General features: G+C 56.3%; 19 protein-coding genes. 13 read left to right on the top strand and 6 right to left on the bottom strand.

The annotated features are described in order from the left end of the window. Positions 1 to 234: 234 nt before the first annotated feature. The 3 genes from kdhB to ACFX4T_RS06870 form a co-directional block, all read right to left on the bottom strand. Entirely contained in the window at positions 235 to 726 is a 492-nt protein-coding gene (gene kdhB, locus ACFX4T_RS06880) for a 6-hydroxypseudooxynicotine dehydrogenase complex subunit beta (protein ID WP_377651243.1), read from the bottom strand. Positions 727 to 728: 2 nt separating this feature from the next. After that, a complete protein-coding gene (gene kdhA, locus ACFX4T_RS06875; RefSeq protein ID WP_377651242.1) occupies positions 729 to 1,616 on the bottom strand; it encodes a 6-hydroxypseudooxynicotine dehydrogenase complex subunit alpha in 888 nt (295 codons plus the stop codon). 144 nt (positions 1,617 to 1,760) lie between these two features. Continuing rightward, entirely contained in the window at positions 1,761 to 2,867 is a 1,107-nt protein-coding gene (locus ACFX4T_RS06870; RefSeq protein WP_377651241.1) for a PucR family transcriptional regulator, read from the bottom strand. Positions 2,868 to 3,013: 146 nt separating this feature from the next. Between ACFX4T_RS06870 and ACFX4T_RS06865 the strand changes: the two genes are divergently transcribed. Continuing rightward, positions 3,014 to 4,240, top strand: a complete 1,227-nt coding sequence (locus ACFX4T_RS06865) for a PucR family transcriptional regulator (protein ID WP_377651240.1) — start codon at positions 3,014 to 3,016, stop codon at positions 4,238 to 4,240. 34 nt (positions 4,241 to 4,274) lie between these two features. On the opposite strand, the gene ACFX4T_RS06860 is transcribed toward ACFX4T_RS06865, so the two are convergent. Together ACFX4T_RS06860 and ACFX4T_RS06855 are read right to left on the bottom strand one after the other, a co-directional pair. Beyond that, a complete protein-coding gene (locus ACFX4T_RS06860) occupies positions 4,275 to 4,625 on the bottom strand; it encodes a cupin domain-containing protein (protein ID WP_377651239.1) in 351 nt (116 codons plus the stop codon). Next, positions 4,618 to 5,721, bottom strand: a complete 1,104-nt coding sequence (locus ACFX4T_RS06855) for a 2,6-dihydropseudooxynicotine hydrolase (protein ID WP_377651238.1) — start codon at positions 5,719 to 5,721, stop codon at positions 4,618 to 4,620. The genes ACFX4T_RS06860 and ACFX4T_RS06855 overlap by 8 nt, the downstream gene beginning before the upstream one ends. 165 nt (positions 5,722 to 5,886) lie before the next feature. Between ACFX4T_RS06855 and kdhC the strand changes: the two genes are divergently transcribed. The 11 genes from kdhC (at position 5,887) to nboR (ending at position 16,669) form a co-directional block, all read left to right on the top strand. Continuing rightward, positions 5,887 to 8,271, top strand: a complete 2,385-nt coding sequence (gene kdhC, locus ACFX4T_RS06850) for a 6-hydroxypseudooxynicotine dehydrogenase complex subunit gamma (protein ID WP_377651237.1) — start codon at positions 5,887 to 5,889, stop codon at positions 8,269 to 8,271. Between the two features lie 94 nt (positions 8,272 to 8,365). Further along, positions 8,366 to 8,674: a Dabb family protein gene (locus ACFX4T_RS06845; RefSeq protein WP_377651236.1), complete on the top strand. Its 309-nt coding sequence runs from the start codon at positions 8,366 to 8,368 to the stop codon at positions 8,672 to 8,674. After that, complete coding sequence (locus ACFX4T_RS06840) at positions 8,671 to 9,603, top strand: cyclase family protein (protein ID WP_377651235.1); 933 nt, start codon at positions 8,671 to 8,673, stop codon at positions 9,601 to 9,603. Before ACFX4T_RS06845 ends, ACFX4T_RS06840 begins: the two co-directional genes overlap by 4 nt. Next, complete coding sequence (locus ACFX4T_RS06835; RefSeq protein ID WP_377651234.1) at positions 9,600 to 10,793, top strand: FAD-dependent monooxygenase; 1,194 nt, start codon at positions 9,600 to 9,602, stop codon at positions 10,791 to 10,793. The genes ACFX4T_RS06840 and ACFX4T_RS06835 overlap by 4 nt, the downstream gene beginning before the upstream one ends. A gap of 10 nt (positions 10,794 to 10,803) precedes the next feature. Next, positions 10,804 to 11,514: an SRPBCC family protein gene (locus ACFX4T_RS06830; RefSeq protein ID WP_377651233.1), complete on the top strand. Its 711-nt coding sequence runs from the start codon at positions 10,804 to 10,806 to the stop codon at positions 11,512 to 11,514. Between the two features lie 5 nt (positions 11,515 to 11,519). Further along, on the top strand, positions 11,520 to 12,425 hold the full coding sequence (locus tag ACFX4T_RS06825; protein WP_377651232.1) for a nitrilase-related carbon-nitrogen hydrolase: 906 nt from the start codon (positions 11,520 to 11,522) through the stop codon (positions 12,423 to 12,425). Between the two features lie 135 nt (positions 12,426 to 12,560). Beyond that, the gene (locus tag ACFX4T_RS06820; RefSeq protein WP_377651231.1) at positions 12,561 to 13,451 is read left to right on the top strand and encodes an AAA family ATPase; all 891 of its coding nucleotides are present in this window, start codon (positions 12,561 to 12,563) and stop codon (positions 13,449 to 13,451) included. A 16-nt stretch (positions 13,452 to 13,467) separates the two neighbouring features. Then, positions 13,468 to 14,559: a VWA domain-containing protein gene (locus tag ACFX4T_RS06815; RefSeq protein WP_377651230.1), complete on the top strand. Its 1,092-nt coding sequence runs from the start codon at positions 13,468 to 13,470 to the stop codon at positions 14,557 to 14,559. Beyond that, entirely contained in the window at positions 14,552 to 15,685 is a 1,134-nt protein-coding gene (locus tag ACFX4T_RS06810) for an XdhC family protein (RefSeq protein WP_377651229.1), read from the top strand. Before ACFX4T_RS06815 ends, ACFX4T_RS06810 begins: the two co-directional genes overlap by 8 nt. A gap of 76 nt (positions 15,686 to 15,761) precedes the next feature. Beyond that, the gene (locus ACFX4T_RS06805; protein ID WP_377651227.1) at positions 15,762 to 16,061 is read left to right on the top strand and encodes a hypothetical protein; all 300 of its coding nucleotides are present in this window, start codon (positions 15,762 to 15,764) and stop codon (positions 16,059 to 16,061) included. Between the two features lie 20 nt (positions 16,062 to 16,081). Continuing rightward, a complete protein-coding gene (gene nboR / locus ACFX4T_RS06800; RefSeq protein WP_377651346.1) occupies positions 16,082 to 16,669 on the top strand; it encodes a nicotine blue oxidoreductase in 588 nt (195 codons plus the stop codon). Between the two features lie 121 nt (positions 16,670 to 16,790). Here the strand turns inward: nboR and ACFX4T_RS06795 are convergent, their stop codons facing one another. Next, a complete protein-coding gene (locus ACFX4T_RS06795) occupies positions 16,791 to 16,991 on the bottom strand; it encodes a hypothetical protein (protein ID WP_377651226.1) in 201 nt (66 codons plus the stop codon). Between the two features lie 1,545 nt (positions 16,992 to 18,536). Between ACFX4T_RS06795 and ACFX4T_RS06790 the strand changes: the two genes are divergently transcribed. Further along, positions 18,537 to 19,925 (top strand): APC family permease, encoded by a 1,389-nt coding sequence (locus ACFX4T_RS06790; RefSeq protein ID WP_377651225.1) that lies wholly within the window; start codon positions 18,537 to 18,539, stop codon positions 19,923 to 19,925. The last annotated feature ends 35 nt before the right edge of the window (positions 19,926 to 19,960 follow it).

Here is a 19,960-nt window from a genome sequence, read left to right as displayed (position 1 = left end):
GTTGAGGGTGCCCGGCCTAGGTTGCAGGGCTTTTGGTCTTCCCTCGGGAATCCTGAGCCTGTCTTTCCAAGCTAAGGTCCGCAGTCTTTGCTGGTTTTCCTACGAGGCCGTTCTGACAAGCGACTCATACACCGATCCGATGCGAAGGCTTATAACTACTTGCCCCTTGCATCGCCTGGAGGGACACAGAACAGTCAATTTCGTTCCACACCAACCCATGCGGGGGAGGAAACATCACTGGGATTGACCGCCGTGGTCTCTGCAGTGAAAAGCGTCAATGGTAGCCTCAACGATCTGTTGATATCCGGTGCAGCGGCAGATGTTCCCTGAAATGGCTTCCCGGGCTTTGGCGGCATCCATGGTGACTTCATCGTCGTCGTAAAGAGGCTTGAGCGTCATCAGAAAGCCGGCAGTGCAGAAACCACACTGGAGTGCATGGCATTTCGAAAATGAGCTTTGGAGTGGGTGAAGGTCGCCGTCTCGTTGAAGGCTCTCGACTGTTTCAATTAGGCTGTCGTGAGCCTGTACGGCCAAAGTCGTACATGAGCGCACAGGCTGCCCGTTCATCAGAACGGTGCATGAGCCACAGACTCCGTGCTCACAACCTACACGTGTTCCTTTTAGATGCAGGTCGTCACGGAGAAAATCGGCGAGCAGGCGGCGAGGTTCTACATCGGCCTCGTGGGTGACTCCATTTACTTCAAGCTTAAGGCGAAACGCGGTCATCGTTAATCCATGCTTTCCATTGTCGGCCTCGCGCGGAGGAGGGCCCGTGTCAGGGTTCGTTCGACGAGGGTTCGAATTACCTCTTGGCGGTAGACGGAACTGCCGTGCACGGTGGAGACTGGCTCAAGTCCCGTTACAGCGGTCTTAGCCGCCGCGGCGATATCTGTTGTAGTGGGCGTGCTGCCTAGGAGAAGACTCTCAGCGTCCTGGCAGCGGATGGCCGTGGACCCGCCCCCTAGAACGGTGATCCTTGCACTCACGCACCTGTTGTTGTCATCCAGAGTGACGATTGCGGCGGCGCCTCCGATTGCGTAGTCGCCGTGCCTCCGTGAGAATTCATCGAAAGCGGCACCTGTACCCGAAGGTGGGATCGGTACGGTTACTTCGACGATAATTTCGTCGGGAAGGATGCTTGACACAAAGTGAGATACCAGCAGGTCCTTGATCGGAATCCTTCGTTTACCGCGAAGTGACATCACCTTGACGTGGGCGTCGAGGGCCAGGAGAGCAACCGGCAGTTCGGCGGAGGCGTCAGCGTGTGCGAGCGAGCCACCGATTGTTCCCCGGTTGCGGATCTGTGGATGTGCTATCCAAGCCGCTGCTTCTGGCAGGAGGGGAAGATTCTGCGTGATGGTCTTTGAAGTGATCAGCTTGGCATGACGCGTCAAGGCACCAATCGCTATCCCTTGGTCAATTTTTTTAATATTCGCCAAGCCGGGCACCTGGTTGATGTCAACCAATAGTGATGGACGTGCCATTCGGAAATTCAGGAGTGGGACCAGACTCTGTCCGCCGGCAATGACTTTGGCGTCATCTCCTCCATCGGCCAAGAGGTGGAGCGCATGCTCGATCGAGTCGGCAACAACATATTCGAAAGAAGGTGGCTTCACAGGATCTGCCGCCTGCTGCAGTCATTGTTCATGTCACTACCTTGCCCTTTGACCAGGGTTCTGCGCTCTGCGTCATTCGACAAATCCTGGCTCCGTCCTAGGCGGAACCGACAAGGACGGTGTATTGGGTACTCGCTGGTGACACTACGTCATGGAATTTCTGGTTTCAGCAATGGATCGCAGCAGCCTTTGAAGTCGAAGGGCGACCAGGAGCTCAACGTGTCTGTCTGCGACGTCGACTCCAAGCCGTTCCTCAACGGATTTCAGCCGGTACGCGACGGTGCGCTCGTGGACTTGGAGTGCTGCAGCCGCGGCGACAGCATTGCAACCAGATGCGAAATAGGCTGTCAGCGTCTCGCAAAGTATGTCTTTGCGAGGGTCGCTAAGTATGGGGCCCAACTGTAGGGCGACCAGGTCGTGAACGGCTTGCATGTTGGTCGCGAACACTGATTCCAGCGCGACGTCCGCGTACAGGGTTATTTGGTTTCCTGTGAGGCGTCCGATCTTGTAGGCACGCCAAGCCCGTTGATGGCTGCGTTTGAAACCGGCGAACCCCTTATCGAGGGAGCCTAGAGCCAAATGGGACCCCTGCGGAAGATCCATCGCAGCAACTTTCCCAACAAAGTCCTTGTCGTCTCTAACTGCCAGCCATCCTAAGAAGGCGCCGTCGGTGCTCTCCAGAACCAATCGTTGGTCAGAATTGAGTGCCATGCCCGCACATTCGATGGTCCCTTTCGGGTCTTCGCCCCAGGCCACTACGGAAAGATGCTGCCCTTCAAACGGGTAATTTGCGCTTGGACGGGCACTACGTCTACCTGCGATGAAGTCGCGCACCTCGGATCTAAGCCGATGGTCTTCCGACTTATAGAAGAAGCGGTGCTGCTCTGAACGGTACGCGTCAATAATATTTGCGACCGCGACGTCGAACCAGTCATGTTGGCGGCCGGACACCCACTTTTGTACTTCCAGTTGCTCGGAAGAATCCGGGATGAGAACCGTTGTAAGGTCCAACAGGACGTCCCACATGGCTGACTGCAGTACCCGATACGTATGGATGAGGTCGAGCAGGTCGACACCGGCTTGGGCTGCTGCTCGTGCTTCTTGGGTAGCTTCGGCCAGGAACTTGTCCCCGGGCTCTTTACCTCCAGCCAGGCCTCTGCTCATGGATTGAAGAGCAGCGGTAAGCCGCTCGGATCGACGCAGAGCGAGTGCGGGGTCCAGTCCCACACCGGCCTCGGCATCGTCTTGCATCCGACGCGCTATCGATTCCGATAGGTGGTCTATGTCTGATGCTATAGCGTCCGAAATTGCGGACAAGTGCTGTGTCTGAATCATTTTCCTAGTTCATGAGCTTCTCAAACTTCGGCTGAAGCCTACTCCGTTGGTAGTCTCAGTGTATGACTATTGAGGAAGGGCTGGTTGAACTTTCGATTGCCGTCAAGGCAAGAATTCCTGAAATTTACGATTGTATCCGCGCCAGGCTGCAATATGCCTATGAAGGTATTTCGCCAGCGATGCGGAACTCCTCACTGACAAGTGCCGAGTCGGAGACTGTTGTGGCCTCGCTTCGTGATGTTCTCGAATACATTGGCCAGGACAGGGTGGGGGATGTGAGAGCATCCAACGAAACACTCCGCGAGGTCCAACTGGCAGCGAGGGCAGGCGTCGACCTTCAGCACCTGCTTAAGGGATCTCGAGCCGCTCAGGCGGCATTGTGGGAATTCGTGTTGGAGGAGGCGCATCGGATAATCGCCGACCCTGTACAACGATCGAAGGTTCTTAGGCATGCAAGCGCAAGCCACTTCGCTTGGAACGACAAAGTCAGTGCTTCCATAATTGAGACGTACCAGATGGAGAGCACTTCGTTTTCCCGACAGAGCCAGAACCGTCGGAAGCTTTCGACGTTGAGGGCGCTGCTTGCCGGGCTTCCGATTGATTCAACCGTATTTTCCTATAACCTTTCAGGCCGGCATCTGGCCGCCGTCGTGTCCGGTGAGGGCATCGATTCGGTCGTCCGGACGCTCGGTAGCGCAGCACGGATCCGTCCGCTGGTGATTACTGCTGAAGACGAAACCGTCTACATCTGGATCGAGTGGTCAAGTCGTATGCCGGCGCCTCAAGAAGCCGTTCGCGATTTGACGCTGGCGAAAGGCGCCCGGGTTTCGTTCGGAACGGTAAGTGAGGGTCTGGAAGGATTCGCCAATAGTCATAGACGCGCCCTCGAGTCTGATTCTGTAGCGCAGAAACTTGGGAGGCAGATAACGTGGTACGACGACGTCATGCTTGAAGCCCTGGCCATGCGGGATTTAGCGGCAGTAACAGCTTTCGTTTCCGACGAATTGGGGGATCTTGGTTTGCACCAAGACCCCCCAAGCAGGCTGGTCGAGACCCTCGAAGCGTATTTTGCTTCGGGACAAAACGCAGCGACGGCGGCATCGCGTTTGGGTGTTCATAGCAGAACAATTGCTTATCGACTGAAGATCATTGAGGGCAAGATAGGGGCCGCCGGTTTGCTGCGGGATGAATTACCGGTTGCCATCAGGCTCTCCAGGATGATCGACGCAATGAAGTTGGAGCTGGGCGTCGCTGAGGACTCCCCTGGACTTCCACTTCCCGCACACTAGAAGGCCTCCGTCCGCCGGGCAGCCTCCAAGTCAACTACTCTACTAAGAACCAAATCTCCTTGAAGGGTTCGTGGAATACCCAAGTGGATATGTGTCCTTTTGGTAGGAAGACTAAGTCCCCTACGGACACCCGCACCTCCTCTTGGCCAGCAAGGCTAAGCGTCGCAGAGCCCTCCACCACGTAAATGATTTCATTGTCTGTGAGCTCGTACGTTGTTGTACATGGCTGCGAGGTGAAGATGCCTGTGCCGAATTGGGGGGAGGATGTACGTTCGAACAGTGTGTATCCGTGTCCGTCCGGAGCGCCCTCAAGAACAGTTACACCCTCTGGCTGCCAAGAGTCGACGGGGGCGGCGCCGGCGTTGACCTTCAGAATTTTAGTCATGGTGGTCAAATCCAATCGTTGTCGGGATAGGTGCCTTGCCGTTCACCAGAACATCCTGAAGCCAATCTGCCATTTCAAGACGGGGACGCAGGCCTAGATTGTGGCAGCAGTGGTCGCCGTCTTTTTCGACTACCAGAGTCAAAATCTCGGGTGCAACTAAGTCGAGGATAGTATCCACAAAGGAAAGCGGTACCTCGTCGTGGACTCCGTGGAGGATATAGGTGGGACAAGCCAAGTTCTTAAGTACATGCCGGGTTTCCAAGGCCGCGTGAACGTGCTCTCGCGCTTCTTCCAGAGTGTCAACCTTGGACACGTACTTCCAGCTTTCCTTGGTCAGAGGCGTTTCCAGGTCCCAGTAGTCCAAGTCCGAGAAGCCTCCCCAAGAAATGCAGGCGGCGAGCCGTGGCTCGCATGCCGCTGACTTGAGCGCGTAGTTGCCGCCCAGGCTGCGACCCAATACTCCAATTGCATCCGGACGAACCCTTTCCAGCCCGATGAGAAGATCCACGACTGCGGAAGTGTATTTTTCGTAGTCACCAGAAAGTCGCTTGTGTTCAAACATCTCACCTTGTCCGGGACCGTCAAAAGTAGCGGTAGCCATTCCACGCGCGAGGACCAGATTTTCCATCTGATAGCTTTCCTCTTTAGTGCTTTCAAGGCCTCCTAGCATGATGACCGCCGGGTGGGGACCGGGACCGTCCGGAAAGCGCACGTAGACGGGCATGGGAATACCATCAACGACCAGCTCATGACGCTCGGCAGGCGGGGACAACAGTGGGGCCGCCTTCTGGTACAGCTCGACCTTCCTTGCTTGCCCTTTCTGTCTGCGCTCGTCGAACCAAAGGAATTGGGCGTACTGAGCGCAAAGCGACGCCGACATGAGGAACTCTCCGGCGGAGAGGGTGTGTCCGAGGGCTACCTTTCGCTCAGCTTCGCTTTCATACTCGCTTGCAAGGTTCATCCAGTAGTCAAACCAAGTCACGTCACCTGGGCGATCACGGGCACCAACCATGTCCGAGTAGGAAACGCCATCCAGGATGAGCCGCCCCCAGTTCAGCATTTCGTCCTCAGGTTTCAGTGGTGAAGTTACAGCCATGCCGCTATCTCCTATAGTCAAATTCCATTGCCCCGCACTAAGGGCTTGCGGAACGATCATGCTACGGAAGCATGGCGACGGCGCCTACTAAGTGCGAACACTTGAGATGCCTTTTTGTCAATGCCTGAACATCCCGCCCGGACCTGCCGGTGACATACTGGGCGCATGATGGCAAAGGCTAAAGCGCTCACTTCCGATAGCACCTCGTCTGATACGGATTTGGGCAACAAACAGACATGGATCGGTCGGGACGTTTCGCGCCGTGAAGATCGACGACTTCTCACCGGGACAGCGACGTTCGTCGCGGACGTTAATGTGCCTGGCCAACTACACATGAGAGTGGTCCGCTCAACTCATGCCCATGCCCGGATCCTGTCCGTAGATGTTGCTGCGGCCGCGGAAACTCCGGGTGTGCGTATGGTGATCACCTCCGAGCAAACTCGCCACTTAGGTTCCATCCTTTTGGAGGAACTGGGGTATCACGAGATCTACGACGACCTTGAAGGCTTTAGCCACCCAGTCCTGGCAGATGACAGGGTTTTATATGTTGGTCAGCCCGTGGTTGCTGTGTTAGCCACGGACCCATATGTTGCCGAAGACGCCGCGGAACTGGTTTCCATAGAGTACGAGCCCCTGCCTGTTCTCTTGGACCCGGAAGAGGCAGTGCACGGCGACATCGAGCTTTTCCCCGGCCGAGGGAATGAAGGCGCCCGGATCAAGAAATCATATGGGGATATTGAACAAGCGTTCGCTGGGGCGTCCCACATCGTTAAGCACAAGTACGTCACTAATCGGCACTCGGGAATGCCAATGGAACCGCGCGGTATCGTCGTACAACCTGATCCAGCAAGGGATACCCTGTTTATATGGGGGACGGTTCATGTTCATGACAATCGGAGGATCATTGCCAGGATGTTGAATCTCCCCGAGGTGAACGTGCGCATGAAACACGTTGAGATCGGTGGAAATTTTGGCGTGAAGGGCGGCGTTTTCCCGGAGAATGTCATTGCGGCGTGGGCCGCCAAATCGATGGGCGTCCCGATCAAGTGGGTCGAGGATCGTAATGAGCACATGACTACCACGTCCCATGCTCGAGAGATGGTCCATTATATGGAACTTGCACTCGACGCTGAGGGCAAAATTCTGGGCATGAAGGACGAGATTTTTCACAATCACGGCGCTTATTTCAGACAGGCGGAGCCGCTGGTAAGTGACATCACGGCCGGGATTGTCTTTGGTCCCTATCGCGTCCCGGCCTACGACGCCACTCTGCATGCCGTGTTCACAAACAAAACACCTGTGGGCGCTTACCGAGCGCCGGGGCGCTACGAATCTACGTTCGCGCGAGAACGAATTTTCGACTTGGCTGCCGAACAGATCGGGCTCAGCGCCGCCGAATTCCGGCGTAGAAACCTTCTATCCGAAGACGATCTCCCATGGACGCCAGGTGTGGACATCGTCCACGAACCCTACCACTTCGACTCGGGTGACGTCGTCAAGCACTTTGGTGAAGCGTTGGATGCTGCCGGCTGGACGGCATGGCTTGCGGAACGTGACCAAATGCGCACTGAGGGTCGCAAAGTCGGTGTGGGCCTCGGAGTCCTGATGGACAAGGCCGGCTTGGGGCTTTTCGAGACCGGTGGAGTTGATGTCAGCCGAGCGGGCCGCGTAACAGTTACCACAGGAGCTTCGTCGGTAGGACAGGGGATCGAAACCGTCCTGGCGCAGATCGTTGCGGAAGAGCTCCAAATTGCGCCAGAGAATATCGACATCGTGCACAGTGACACAGAACTTATTCCGGATGGAGTTGGTTCGTGGTCCAGCCGGTCGACAGTCATGGCCGGGGGTGCGGCCCGCAAGGCGGCACTTGCTGTGGTCGATAAGGCCAAGCGATTGGCCAGCGAGATGATGGAGGTCGATCCGGACGATCTTGAGTTGGTTGACGGCAGTTTCAAGGTACGGGGTGCTGATCGACGCCTGTCGCTTTACGAAATCGCCGCAGCTCGGGATCCTTTCACTGCCCGGCTAGAGAACGACGAGCCAGGGCTTCAGGCAGACGCCGTTTACGTCAACAACGCGATGAATTATCCCTATGGTGTGACCCTGGTACAGATCGAGGTTGATCCGGACACCGGCGGCCACAAGCTTCTTAGGTTCTTCACTTCGACAGAAGCCGGACGTGTGATCAATCCGTTAACCACCAGGGGCCAGATCGTTGGTGCCGCAGTCCAAGGCATCGGTGGTGCACTTTATGAAGAGTTCTTATATGAGGAGGACGGACAGCCCATCACGACCTCCTTCATGGACTATCTCCTTCCCGGTGCGCTCGAGATGCCCAACGTGGACTACTTCGTCACTGAGCACGCCAAATCCCCGGATAACTCCTTCGGGGCCAAAGGGCTGGGAGAGATTGGTCTGATTGCGGCAGGGGCGGCCGTAGCAGCGGCTATAGATGATGCCATTGCTGACGGCACACATACCGACCGCTTGCCCGTCACCCCGGAGCAGATTTTCACACGCTGTCAAGGTTTGAACAAAGCAGACCAATAACTTGTGTCTTCCGCCACTGGGACGGGATCGCGGCATTAACGAAACTGATCAGACAACAAGGTGGTTGTTCTCACACTCTAGGAAAGGTCGACTGATGACCAAGGTACGACACGTATTTGCATGGCGGGTTGCCGAAGGCAGTAGCCAGGATGAAATCGTAGAAATCCTCAACACGCTCCCCCCGCGTCTGAATTTCATTCAGGGATGGGAGATTGGAACGCACTCGGGTGACCCTGGAGACAACGGGGCCCCTTGGGATGGTGTTCTCATCTCTGATTTTGCGAACTGGGCAGATTTGGACACATACTCCACAGATCCCTTCCACCTTGAGGTGGTTGCGACCCTTATGCCGATGTTTGCTGACAGGGCAGTAGTTGATTATCAGATCGAGGAAGCCGTATGAGTAATAAGGCCAAGGTGACGGTCAGTAAAAGCCCTTGGGGCCCCAATGACGAGCGAGGAGCACTCAATCTGCTCAGCGATTCGGTTCGGGCGGACGTTCTGCAGCGTGCAAACCCTTCCCGGGTTTATGACCTGAGCGTCGACTACTTCGTTGGGATGCCCAGCTTCCAAGGAGCCGGGGACCCCAGCTACCAGATTTTCATGAGTCACACCCCACAAGGGACGTTAGTTGACAACCTTAACCATGTGGGTGACGACATCAACAGGCATGTGTGTTACTCCGGCGACGTCGTGTTCATGTACACACACACGGGCACGCACATTGACGCTCTCAATCACTTCGGAATTGACGGGGAAATCTACAACGGATACAAGCCTGAGGAGCATCTCGGAAGCCGGACCTGGACCAAAGCCGGCGCGGAAACCATTCCCCCAATCATCACGCGGGGCGTGTTGCTGGACATCGCTGGCCTGAAAGAGGTCGACTGCCTGCCTGACTCTTACGCCATTTCCGTAGAAGACATAAAAGCGGCTCTCGACAAGTCCGGGCTGACGCTCCAGGCCGGGGATGTTCCGTTTGTGCGCACAGGACGTATGCGCTTTTGGCCGGATGGAACCAAAACTCTCGGCAGCCCTCCTGGACTTAGCTTGGAGGCCGCGCGCTGGCTTACGGATCAAGAAATCTCGGCAATTGGTGCAGACCAGGAATGCGTCGAAGTGGGCCCGTCGCAGCACGAGGACAACTGGCTGCCAGGACACACGCACTTCCTGGCGGAGGCAGGTGTGCCGATGGTGGAACTTCTGAATCTTGAGGAACTGGCAGCCGACGGAGTGGATGAGTTCTGTCTTATCGCTGCTCCCATTCGTCTCCGAGGAGCCAGCGGCGCCCCGATGCGTCCGCTCGCCATGGCACTAAGGCCCAAAGCATGAGCGCAACTACTGAACGGATCGCCATTGTCGGCGGATCAATATCCGGCCTTACAGCTGCTTTGATGCTGAGGAACGCCGGCATCGAAGTCGACGTTTACGAGCGATCTCCGCAGCCTCTTTCGGGTTTCGGAACCGGCATCGTTGTCCAGCCAGAACTCGTTCGTTATCTTCTCGAACAGGGCATTGAGTTGGACTCCCTGAGTGTTCCCTCGTCGTCTATGGAGTATGTGGATGCGCTTACCGGAACCAATTTCGGGTCCGTCCCGGCGGAGTGGCGATTCACGAGTTACGACTCTGTGTATGGGGCTTTGTACAAGTTGTTCGGTCCGGATCGATACCACACCAGCAAGTGTCTTGTCGGGCTGGACCAAGACTCCGACTCGGTACGAATGCGCTTCTCGGACGGCACCGAAGCTGACGCGGACTGGCTGATCGCCGCGGACGGTGGAGCTTCGGTCGTCAGAAAGCGGCTTTTGGGGATTGAGCCCAAGTATGCCGGATACGTAACCTGGAGGGGTTTGCTCCAGCCGGGTGAAGTTTCGGACGAGGTGTGGGACTACTTCAATGGAAAGTTTACCTACGGACTGCTCGAAGACGGTCATCTCATCGCCTACCCCATCCCCGGGCGGGAGGAAGCGGAGTCAGCGCGCTTGAACTTCCAGTGGTATTGGAATGTTGCCGAGGGCAATGACATTGATGAACTCATGACGGACATCCGGGGCATTCGCCTTCCGACGTCCGTACATAACAACTCTCTGAACCCTCGGAGCCTTCGCCAGTTCCACAGCAGGGGAGAAGGTCTTTTCGCACCTTTCCGCGCCCTCGTTCTAAATGCGCCCTCTCCCTTCGTAACGGTTGTGGCGGATGCGACGGTAGACCACATGGTTCACGGCCGCATTGTGCTGATTGGAGATGCAGCTGTGACTCCTCGTCCACACGCTGCCGCTGGCGGCGCAAAAGCATGTGACGACGCACGAACAATCGCGGAAGTGTTTGCGAAAAGTGACGATTTGCCCGAGGCCCTCCAAATCTGGGAGTCACGGCAATTACGCCAAGGCAATGGCTATCTTCAGAAAGTACAGAAAATGGCGGCGGCTCTGCAGCACGGTGGGTCCTTTGAACCGGGGAACCCCGCCTTTGCCTTCGGTTTGCCCGAAGTAGACACAAATACCGTTCTCGATAATTTTTAAGGAATCCATTATGGAGATGACCAACTCATTCAATGTCCCCGTCCCGCCCGAGGAGGCATGGCCCGTACTGCTGGACCTCCAGCGAATTGCTCCCATGCTTCCCGGAGCATCCATCACTAGCGTCGACGGTGATGAGTACGAGGGGAAGGCTAAAATCAAGGTCGGTCCTATCACGGCCGAATATGTTGGTGTCGCTCGTTTTATAGAGGTAGATGAAAAAGGGCGGCGCGCAGTCATCGAGGCGCGAGCTAAGGATGCGCGCGGACAAGGCAACATGAAGGCGACTATCACCGCACGCCTTGAACCCGAAGCTAATGGATCCACCGTAATCGTGGAAACTGAGCTCGACATGACAGGGAAGATTGCGCAATTCGGGCGGGGCGTCATTAACGAGGCAGCGACGGCTATTCTCGGAGTTTTTGCTCAGCGACTCGCTGTAGAAATGGCGAATGGGAGTGGGCAGGCCACTGGCTCGCCTTCGGAACTCACCAAGAGCGAGTCAGGTACCGGCACGGATCTTCGACGCACACCCCAGGCAGAGCCGGAAGCATTGGACCTTATTAAACTTGCTAAGGAATCACGGGCAGGCAAGAAGGGCCCGTCGGTGGAGGCACCGAGCCAGAATGTGGGTCCGTGGCTTCCCGCTATCGTTTCCGTAGTAGCAGCCTTGATTGCGGTCTTTGCTGCGGGCGTTGCGACCGGACGGACCCGAAGGTCCTAGATCAGATGGATAAAAAGGAACAGGCACGGAATACAGGCCACCTCACAGTGGCTGCAGTGCAGTTAAATTTTGACTCTGCAGAACCGCTCCAGGACAGGGCTTCGCGAGTGGAGCGTCTGGTTTCCAGCGTTGAGGATGCAGATCTGATTGTGCTCCCTGAACTGTGGCTACATGGCGGATTTTCATATGACACTTGGCGCGCTGACGCCATATCGCTCAAAAGCGAGTTACTTGTTCGCCTATCCGAACTTGCTAAGCGCAAGAAGGCATGGTTGCACGCCGGATCATACATAGAAGCAGGTGAGGGCGAAGCCGCAGGGAGCATGTGGAATACCTCTGTTCTGTGCAACGATGCCGGCGTCGTGAAAGCGACCTACAGGAAGATCCACCGCTTCGGTTTTTCTGATGGGGAACCAAAGCTCATTGCGGCGGGCGACACGCCCATTGTTGTGGATGTTCAAACGGAAGCTGGTATGGCTGCAACAGGGCTCAGCACCTGCTACGACCTTCGCTTTCCGGAGTTGTATCGCCACCTGTCCACTGAGAATGTTCTACTCAACTTGATACCGGCGTGTTGGCCGCTTTCACGAGTGGAACATTGGAAGGTCCTGGGTCAGGCTCGAGCCATCGAGAACCAGTCATTTGTCGTGCAGTGCAACATGACAGGGGTCGATCAAGGTATTGATCTCGGTGGAAACAGCCAGATTGTCGATGCAAATGGACACATCATTGCACGAGCTGGGCGTGAAGAAACTGTTATTCAAGCCTCGCTCGATGTGGACGCGCTACAGGAATTCCGGCGCTCGTTCCCTGTTTTGAAGGATCAGCGGGCAGACATCTGGGACATCCGTGGCAAAGGCTTGAGAGAACGTCGGCTCTCCACGTTGGCCAAGGCTTCTTATGGACGTTAGTCCTTCCATGGTCTGAAGATGAGGTCTGGACTGCATCTTCTTTCGGCGCGCGCCGGAGGGTAACTCCCCAATGGCGCGCGCCGGGGTCAGGAGCCAAGCTGTGGAAAGGGTAAAATCAATATGCAAGGCGGACGAATGAGCAACCCAATAGTCAGTCCCCAAAGTCCCAGGGACATGGCAGCGCAACTTAGAGCGGTCAATTATTTGGCCGATGAGGGTCTATCCACCACTGCTTTCCTGGCTGTGGCCATGAAGCGACCTCTGCTGTTGGAGGGTGCGCCTGGAACCGGGAAAACCGCTTTGGCTGAGGCTCTGGCCAAAGCCCTTTCCATCCCGCTGATCCGCCTCCAGTGCTATGAAGGAATTGAATCCACTCAGGCGCTCTATGACTGGGATTTCTCACGCCAGATTCTCCATTTGCGCTCACTGGAGGCCGCAGGCTCGACAGTGAATCCGGACGAGCTGGAAAAGTCGCTCTACACTGAACGGTTCTTGCTGCCCAGGCCAATTCTTCGGGCCCTACAGGGAGGGCCTTCGGTCTTGCTGATCGACGAGGTCGATCGTGCCGATGATGAGTTCGAAGCCTTTCTTTTGGAAGTGCTGGCATCGAACCAAATCTCAATACCTGAGCTGGGCACTATCACAGCACGCGTTCCACCGTTGGTCATCCTCACTTCGAACCGCACGCGTGAGCTTCATGAGGCACTCAAACGCCGTTGTTACTACCACTGGATTGAACATCCTGGACCTGCCCGTGAACTGGAGATCATCAGGACCCGCCTTCCAAATGTGGACGAGGACCTGGCGCAAAAAGTTGTCGAGGTAGTCCAGTCATTGAGGAATCAAGGGCGGCTCAGACGATCCCCGGGCGTCGCCGAAGCTCTGGACTGGGCACAAGCGCTGAACCATCTCGGGGGCCTGGAGATCGATTCCGACACTGCCGCTTTGACCATTGGCGCGCTTTGCAAGGACCAAGATGACCGTGAAGTTGTTCTTGAATCCTTGAAATCCGTGTTCCCGACCTAACCGTGGTGGTCCGCAAATGAACTCACAAACCGGCTTAAGGGTGTTTTACGGTTTCATAGGTGCACTACGAGATGCTGGCATGACCATCGGTTCCGACCAAGCCCAACTGTACCTGCAGTCTCTAAGCGCGGTTGATCTTCAGCGCAGGGATGAGGTGTTTTGGACCGGCCGTGCAAGCCTGTGTCGGCGCCAGTCCGAATTCGAGACGTACGACCGTGTCTTTCGCATGTGGTTTTCAGCAGTTCTATCGCCTCCGCTGTCTTTTGAGGAATCGACAGTGGCGGGCCTGCCTGAAACAGCGGACGGGGAGAACGTTGATTCGGAAAATGATCAGCAAATAGCTCTGGCTAGCCGGGAAGAGGCACTCCAGCACCGGGATGTGGCCTTGATGTCCATCGAGGAGAAGCAGTATATGGCGCAGGCCTTCGCTGGCCTACCTATAAAGACTCCCAAGAGGCGATCCCGCTATGCGCGGACTCACCGCCACAAAAGCATAGATCCAATCCACACTGTCAGAGACCAACTGAGGAGGGGCGGAGAACCCAGTCCTCTGCGGTACAGGCGACGCACAGAGCGGCCCAGGAGGGTGGTACTGATTGTTGACGTATCAGGGTCCATGGAGGCCTACGCCGACAGTTTCCTCAGGTTCGGCCACCGGCTCCTGGCTCACGCACCCCACACAACGGAAGTGTTTACAATCGGAACCCGCCTGACCAGGGTTACACCTGCTTTACGACATCCGGACCCCGAGATTGCACTGATTGATGCTGGCCTAGTGGTGCCCGATTGGTCAGGTGGCACCCGTCTGGGGGAGGCAATGAAGGCCTTTATCAGGATATGGGGACAACACACGATGCTGAGGAGATCCGTGGTCGTGATTGCAAGTGATGGATGGGAACGCGGCGATCCGGCGGAGCTCGCAAGTCAGATCTCAAGGCTCCGGGGATTGGCCCATAGCATCATTTGGTCCAATCCCCATAGGGGGAAGCCTGGATACGCACCCATACAGGGTGGCATTAAGGCTGTTCTCCCTCACATCGACGCATTGGTCGCCGGACATACTCTGGCCGCTTTTAGAGAACTAGCAGATCGGATAGCACATGCGTGACGTCATAGACGCGGTAGCAGATTGGACAGAACGGGACGAGACTTTTGCCCTTGCCACCGTGGTCAGGACCTCCAAATCTGCACCTCGACCGCCAGGCGCGGCCATGGCTGTCGGCATTAACGGCGAAGCAGTCGGTTCTGTTTCCGGTGGCTGCGTCGAGGGCGCTGTTTACCACATCGCCCAAGACGTCATCGGGGACGGTACTCCGGTACTGCAGAGCTTTGGGTATAGCGACGACGATGCCCTGGCGGTCGGGTTGACATGTGGCGGAATAATTGACGTATTCGTCGAGCGCATCACTCCCGAAGAATTTCCGGAGCTGGCTGACGTCATCCATGACATCCGAAACGGCAATCCAGTGGCCATCGCAACGGTGGTGGAACATCCCCAGCGTGCAAGGATCGGAAGCCGACTTGTAATTTGGCCGTCCGAATCTTCCGGAACACATGGCAGTTCAGAACTTGACCACGCAGTCATCGACGATGCGAGAGGCCTCCTTGCCTCCGGTGAATCCGGGGTGCTGATGTATGGGCCGGAGGGCGAACGGATGGAAACGGGGGCAAAAGTATTTGTCGCCTCTTACCAACCGAAACCTCGGATGATCATTTTCGGCGCAATCGACTTTGCTGCCGCTGTAGCGCGGGCAGGGTCGATGATTGGCTTTCACGTAACAGTTTGTGATGCGCGCCTTGTGTTCGCCACGCCGGCAAGGTTTCCTGCCGCTGACGAGGTAGTAGTGTCATGGCCCCATGTTTATCTACAGGAGGAACTAAACAGAGGGACTATAGACAACCGAACCGTCATCTGCGTCCTGACACACGACCCAAAATTTGACGTGCCTGTCTTGGATATCGCCCTACGGCTCGAAGGTCCTGCAAAGCCGGCCTACATCGGCGCCATGGGCTCGCGCAAAACCCATGACGACCGAATTAGCCGTCTTCAGCAAGCCGGAGTTAGTCAGCGGCAGATCGCGGAACTGCACAGCCCGATCGGGCTTGACCTTGGCGGACGGACGCCCGAGGAAACGGCTGTGTCCATTGTGGCGGAAATTATCGCTGAACGCTGGACCGGCACTGGGCGTCCGTTGCGTCAGCTACCTGGCACTGTGCATTCGCACTCCCTTTAGTTGACTTGAGAATTCATGGTTGGAAATAAGCTGCAAGCCAAACCAATCGTTGCCCATAAGCGAAAGGACTACGTCGGTGCCTGAACGGACCATCGATCCGACAACTTCAACGGAATTCCAAGACAACGATCGCTGTGGCCTGGAAGAGCTTCGACAGGGCGAGCGAATCAATGCTTGGGAAGGAAACGTCTTGATCAGTGCCGGCGTGGTGGACCTTGCCGCACCCTCACTTGGGATTGTCTGGATCCAGCAGGATGGTCTGCGTGAGAGGAAACTTATCCTTTGCCAGAATTATGACCTCCACCGTGGACCCGCGGGCCAATGGGACCTATTTGTTGACGACGAACCAGTAACGGACTCTTCTTGGACGACGTAAATCCACGCAGAACAACGGGCGTGCTGCTCGCCGCTGGGTCGGGAACCCGTCTTGGTCGGGGACCAAAGGCCCTGCTATCGCTCCACGGACGCCCACTCGTAGAGATTATCGCCGCCAAATTGCTCGCGGGCGGCTGTCACGAAGTCTTGGTTGTTCTAGGATCAGACGCATTGGCAGTCAGAGAGAAAGCAAGCCTCGATCCCTACCGGACTTTAATCAACCCCGAATGGCGCTCCGGCATGGGCAGCTCCTACCTTTACGGCGAAAATGCTGCACGAGCTGAAGACCACCTGCTCTTAGCGCTGGTGGATCAACCAGGACTTACTGAAGGCATCGTGAGTCGACTGCTGGATGTCCATCGGCAGGGCCGGATAACCGCAGCAGCCTACCTGCATCCCCACCGTCGAGACGTACTTCTAAGAGGACACCCGATGGTAATTGATGCAGAGCTTAGAAAGGCTGTTAGCAGCACTGTCGTTGGTGATGCCGGTGCCAGAGCATATATTCGGGATAATCCCGGGCTTATTGACCTGGTTGATTGCAGTGATCAATCAACGGGAGAAGATATCGATACGGTAGAGGCGATGTATCGCCTTCTTCAGACCTGAAGCGTTCCGATTGCTTGGAACGTTTCGTGATTCAGGTACCCGTCCAAAACGCACGCAGATCCCGGGACTTCGCGATCGAGGTAACCGAGACGATGGGAAGACGGACTCGCTGATGTCATTGCTAATCAGGTTGGTTCGCATGGTCGAGAGCCTGTTTCACGATCAGGATGCGTGCTGTGCTAACTGCCACCATGGCCCGTACAACGTCGAGGCGCGATGGGGTTGGTTGGGCGCCATGACCGACCTTCCGCCGCCAACGTCGAAGCAGTGCACTCGCGAGGATCAGGAAGGAAACAGATGTCAGTGCATTAATGAGGGTCACCGGGGATATTTATGAGCCCATGTCAACTTCGGCGGCCGACAGGCCAGTGCCAAGTATGACTTCGGACGAAGCCCGTGGACAGTTCTGTGTGACATGACCGACGGGCCTGCACGAAGCCAGCTCCTGATCGTGAGTGTTTCAGCGCCGGCGCCACGAGCGTCCGCAACGTCCTCGGCAAACGAATGCAGTAGTGGTGATTCTAGGAGTACGCCGCCTGCACCGGGAACATATTGTTGGCCGCCTGATGACGAGCCTGCCCACAAGCAGGCCCTCGCGACCAACGCTGAGCCGCGAACTGCCGAAGCTTATATTCACTAGCGGTGTTTGCTTCTGCCCTTGCGATAGGGCGTCGGGAACCTCCATCGGTGCTACCGTCGTCACCGCGAATCAGTCAGTTTCCGGGATGCTGCAGAACCTGCAGGGCTCCGCTTCGCAGCCCAAAGTATCGACATCAGGGACAGGACGCATGTCCCGCTGGCGACCGGGCGAAACCAAAAGAGTGGATGCTGGGAGCTCGTTTAAACCGTATGGATTCATGGCTAGCCTTCCTTCGTATGCGCTCACTTTTTTGTGGGCGAGGTCTGGAGCGAGCGTGGAAAGCAATTGACATCTGGAAACTGCCTAAATGCCCTAGTAATGCCGCAGCATTTTCATGCTCTGTTGCCGGGCAGCTAGCCGCAGCCTTCTGTCGGCCCGCTCATTCATCGACAGTAGACGGTTCCCAGGCGGGCGTCATGATGGTAGTTGTCATAACGGAGCTCCTCCTTTATCTGATTCTGCTATGCAGGCTGACGGACAAGCAGATCCGTCATGGACGGCGTCTGGTCGCCGGTTCAGAGCGTTGTCTTAAATGATGTCGTCCGGGTTGGCCCTACATTATTTCCACGGCGTAGTTCACGCCGAGCCGCTCGTAGCTCAAGGTCTGTAGACCGGGAGACTCCTACTCATGGGACACGCTTGAGACTTGAGGTTGGGACAAGCAACCTCATGGTGCGCCTAGTTGCACAGGCTCGCCCCAGCCTCACCAAGGGCCCCCGGGGGCGGAGGGCCCGCCGACTGCTACAGGCCACAGCAGCTCAAGTGTTCAGTTGTCCAAATAGGGCTAAATATTGTTACTGCTGAACAGTTAACGGGTGCCCTACGTCAACCGTAATGTGTATCACATTATCAATGGCGGACGTTCAACGGCCAACGATCGTCTATTCGCAGCGGCCCCGCAGAGGGAACCTTCCTCATCCGGGGCCAGTCTCTGACCTTTAGTAGGGAATGTTGGCCGCATTCCCAGAATCTGAGGGGGCTCCGGCTAGGCAAAACCAGTCGTGTTGTCCTACTCCGTATCTGAGGCAGACACAGCCAAAGCAACCGCAAATCAAGCAAGACCGCTTCCTTGGCGGTGGCAACAAGCATCAACCTATTCAGATCGTCGAACCGCATTCGACTTTATAGCTTGAGCGTCGGCGCTAATTGCCCGATCGACTCGAAAGGCATACCGAATTGAAAACTTCTCCTGATGAATCTGGAGTATCAACAGGTGCTTCAGCCCCGGTGACTGAAGACATCGCCGACGCTGACCTGCAGCTGGGACACCTGTCTGGAGCGCAGGTCATGGGGCTTTCTGTCGCCTCGTTTATTCCGGCAGTAGGCCTCTCGGCCGTGCCTGCATTTCTTGCCGCCTACTCCGGGCGGTCATCCTGGCTTGCCATGGCAGCATCCGTCTTGGCATTTACGATCATTGGCCTATTTGTGAGTGTCTTTGCACGACGATTTATTGGGACTGGTTCCCTGTATTCGTACATTCGGCATGTTTTCGGCACGTGGAGCCCGCTGGTCATCGCTGCGGCCATGATTCCGGGATACCTAGTCGCAATCATGACGCTGGTGCTCTCGGTGGGGCTGTATGTTGGCAGCTTCTTGGTATCTGTCGGTGTAACAGACGCAGCAGGCCCTGGCATTCAGCTGGTGATTGTTGTCGTGGCCACCTTGATTGCCATGGCCATTGCCTTCCGTGGGATCGATGTATCGGTTCGGACCAGTGTAATTCTCACGATTGTCTCCGTTCCTGTCATGGTGATCATCACCATCGCGACGGCTCTCCACGGGAATTTGGATCTGGCTGGGCAGTTTAGTCTCAGTGACTTTACGCCCAACAGCTTCCTTCAAGGTGTAGCTATTGGATCGGCATTCTTTATCGGATTTGAGAGCACCGCCGCCCTCGGCGCGGAAACGCGCAACCCCACTCGCGCCATCCCTCGCGCCATTATGGTGATCCCTGTGGTCTTGGGGCTGGTGTACCTCGCTGCAACAGTGATTCAAGTACCCACTCTCGTCGACGCCGCCGACAAACTTGCGCTGGGAATTTCTCCAAACGCCGTGCTTGCGGAAGCCGCAGGCGTGGGCTTCCTTTCCAACGTCAGCGATCTGGTTCTCGCCGTTGCCGTGTTTGCAAGCCTCATTGGCTTCTTCAACTACGGATCACGTGTGGTTGTCAGCGCTGCAGCAGACGGCCTCATGCCATCGGTTCTGACAAAGGTCAGTAAGCGTTATAAAAGTCCGGTAGCGGCGATCGCGTTCATCGGAATTCCTTCACTGATCGCGCCTGCCCTGCTGATCTGGGCCACATCGTCAACGCCCCTGGAAATCTACGGCTACATGGCGACGCTGTTGGTCTACTTCTGGGTGATCCCATACTTCCTGATCTGCATCGGCGGCGCTGTTCTGCTGAACCGAAGCAAAGCCCGGAAGTCCGTCATTATCAATCTCGGGGCAGCCCTGGCGGCTATCACGGTCCTTTGGTTGTTCGTCAATGGAATCTTGAATCCGGGACCCGCTCCGCTGGATGCTCTGCCTTACGTCATGGTGGGCACTTTCGTGGTGTTCCTGATCGGCTTCGCTGTATCAGTTCGATCCGCACGGAACACGCGAACCATTCAGTAGGCCTTGATTAGCTGCGTGCTCCGGCAACGCCGCAT

Source organism: Paenarthrobacter sp. YIM B13468, assembly GCF_042788025.1.
GTDB lineage: Bacteria > Actinomycetota > Actinomycetes > Actinomycetales > Micrococcaceae > Arthrobacter > Arthrobacter aromaticivorans.
The sequence above is the reverse complement of the archived record's forward strand: the minus strand, read 5'-3'. Positions and strand labels throughout refer to the sequence as shown.

Excerpts from the sequence above, each read along its gene's own strand:
- kdhB (WP_377651243.1), bottom strand. The coding sequence starts at position 726 with ATGACCGCGTTTCGCCTTAAGCTTGAAGTAAATGGAGTCACCCACGAG.
- ACFX4T_RS06870 (WP_377651241.1), bottom strand. The coding sequence starts at position 2,867 with ATGCAAGACGATGCCGAGGCCGGTGTGGGACTGGACCCCGCACTCGCT.
- ACFX4T_RS06865 (WP_377651240.1), top strand. The coding sequence starts at position 3,014 with ATGACTATTGAGGAAGGGCTGGTTGAACTTTCGATTGCCGTCAAGGCA.
- ACFX4T_RS06860 (WP_377651239.1), bottom strand. The coding sequence starts at position 4,625 with ATGACTAAAATTCTGAAGGTCAACGCCGGCGCCGCCCCCGTCGACTCT.
- ACFX4T_RS06855 (WP_377651238.1), bottom strand. The coding sequence starts at position 5,721 with ATGGCTGTAACTTCACCACTGAAACCTGAGGACGAAATGCTGAACTGG.
- kdhC (WP_377651237.1), top strand. The coding sequence starts at position 5,887 with ATGATGGCAAAGGCTAAAGCGCTCACTTCCGATAGCACCTCGTCTGAT.
- ACFX4T_RS06845 (WP_377651236.1), top strand. The coding sequence starts at position 8,366 with ATGACCAAGGTACGACACGTATTTGCATGGCGGGTTGCCGAAGGCAGT.
- ACFX4T_RS06840 (WP_377651235.1), top strand. The coding sequence starts at position 8,671 with ATGAGTAATAAGGCCAAGGTGACGGTCAGTAAAAGCCCTTGGGGCCCC.
- ACFX4T_RS06835 (WP_377651234.1), top strand. The coding sequence starts at position 9,600 with ATGAGCGCAACTACTGAACGGATCGCCATTGTCGGCGGATCAATATCC.
- ACFX4T_RS06830 (WP_377651233.1), top strand. The coding sequence starts at position 10,804 with ATGGAGATGACCAACTCATTCAATGTCCCCGTCCCGCCCGAGGAGGCA.
- ACFX4T_RS06825 (WP_377651232.1), top strand. The coding sequence starts at position 11,520 with ATGGATAAAAAGGAACAGGCACGGAATACAGGCCACCTCACAGTGGCT.
- ACFX4T_RS06820 (WP_377651231.1), top strand. The coding sequence starts at position 12,561 with ATGAGCAACCCAATAGTCAGTCCCCAAAGTCCCAGGGACATGGCAGCG.
- ACFX4T_RS06815 (WP_377651230.1), top strand. The coding sequence starts at position 13,468 with ATGAACTCACAAACCGGCTTAAGGGTGTTTTACGGTTTCATAGGTGCA.
- ACFX4T_RS06810 (WP_377651229.1), top strand. The coding sequence starts at position 14,552 with ATGCGTGACGTCATAGACGCGGTAGCAGATTGGACAGAACGGGACGAG.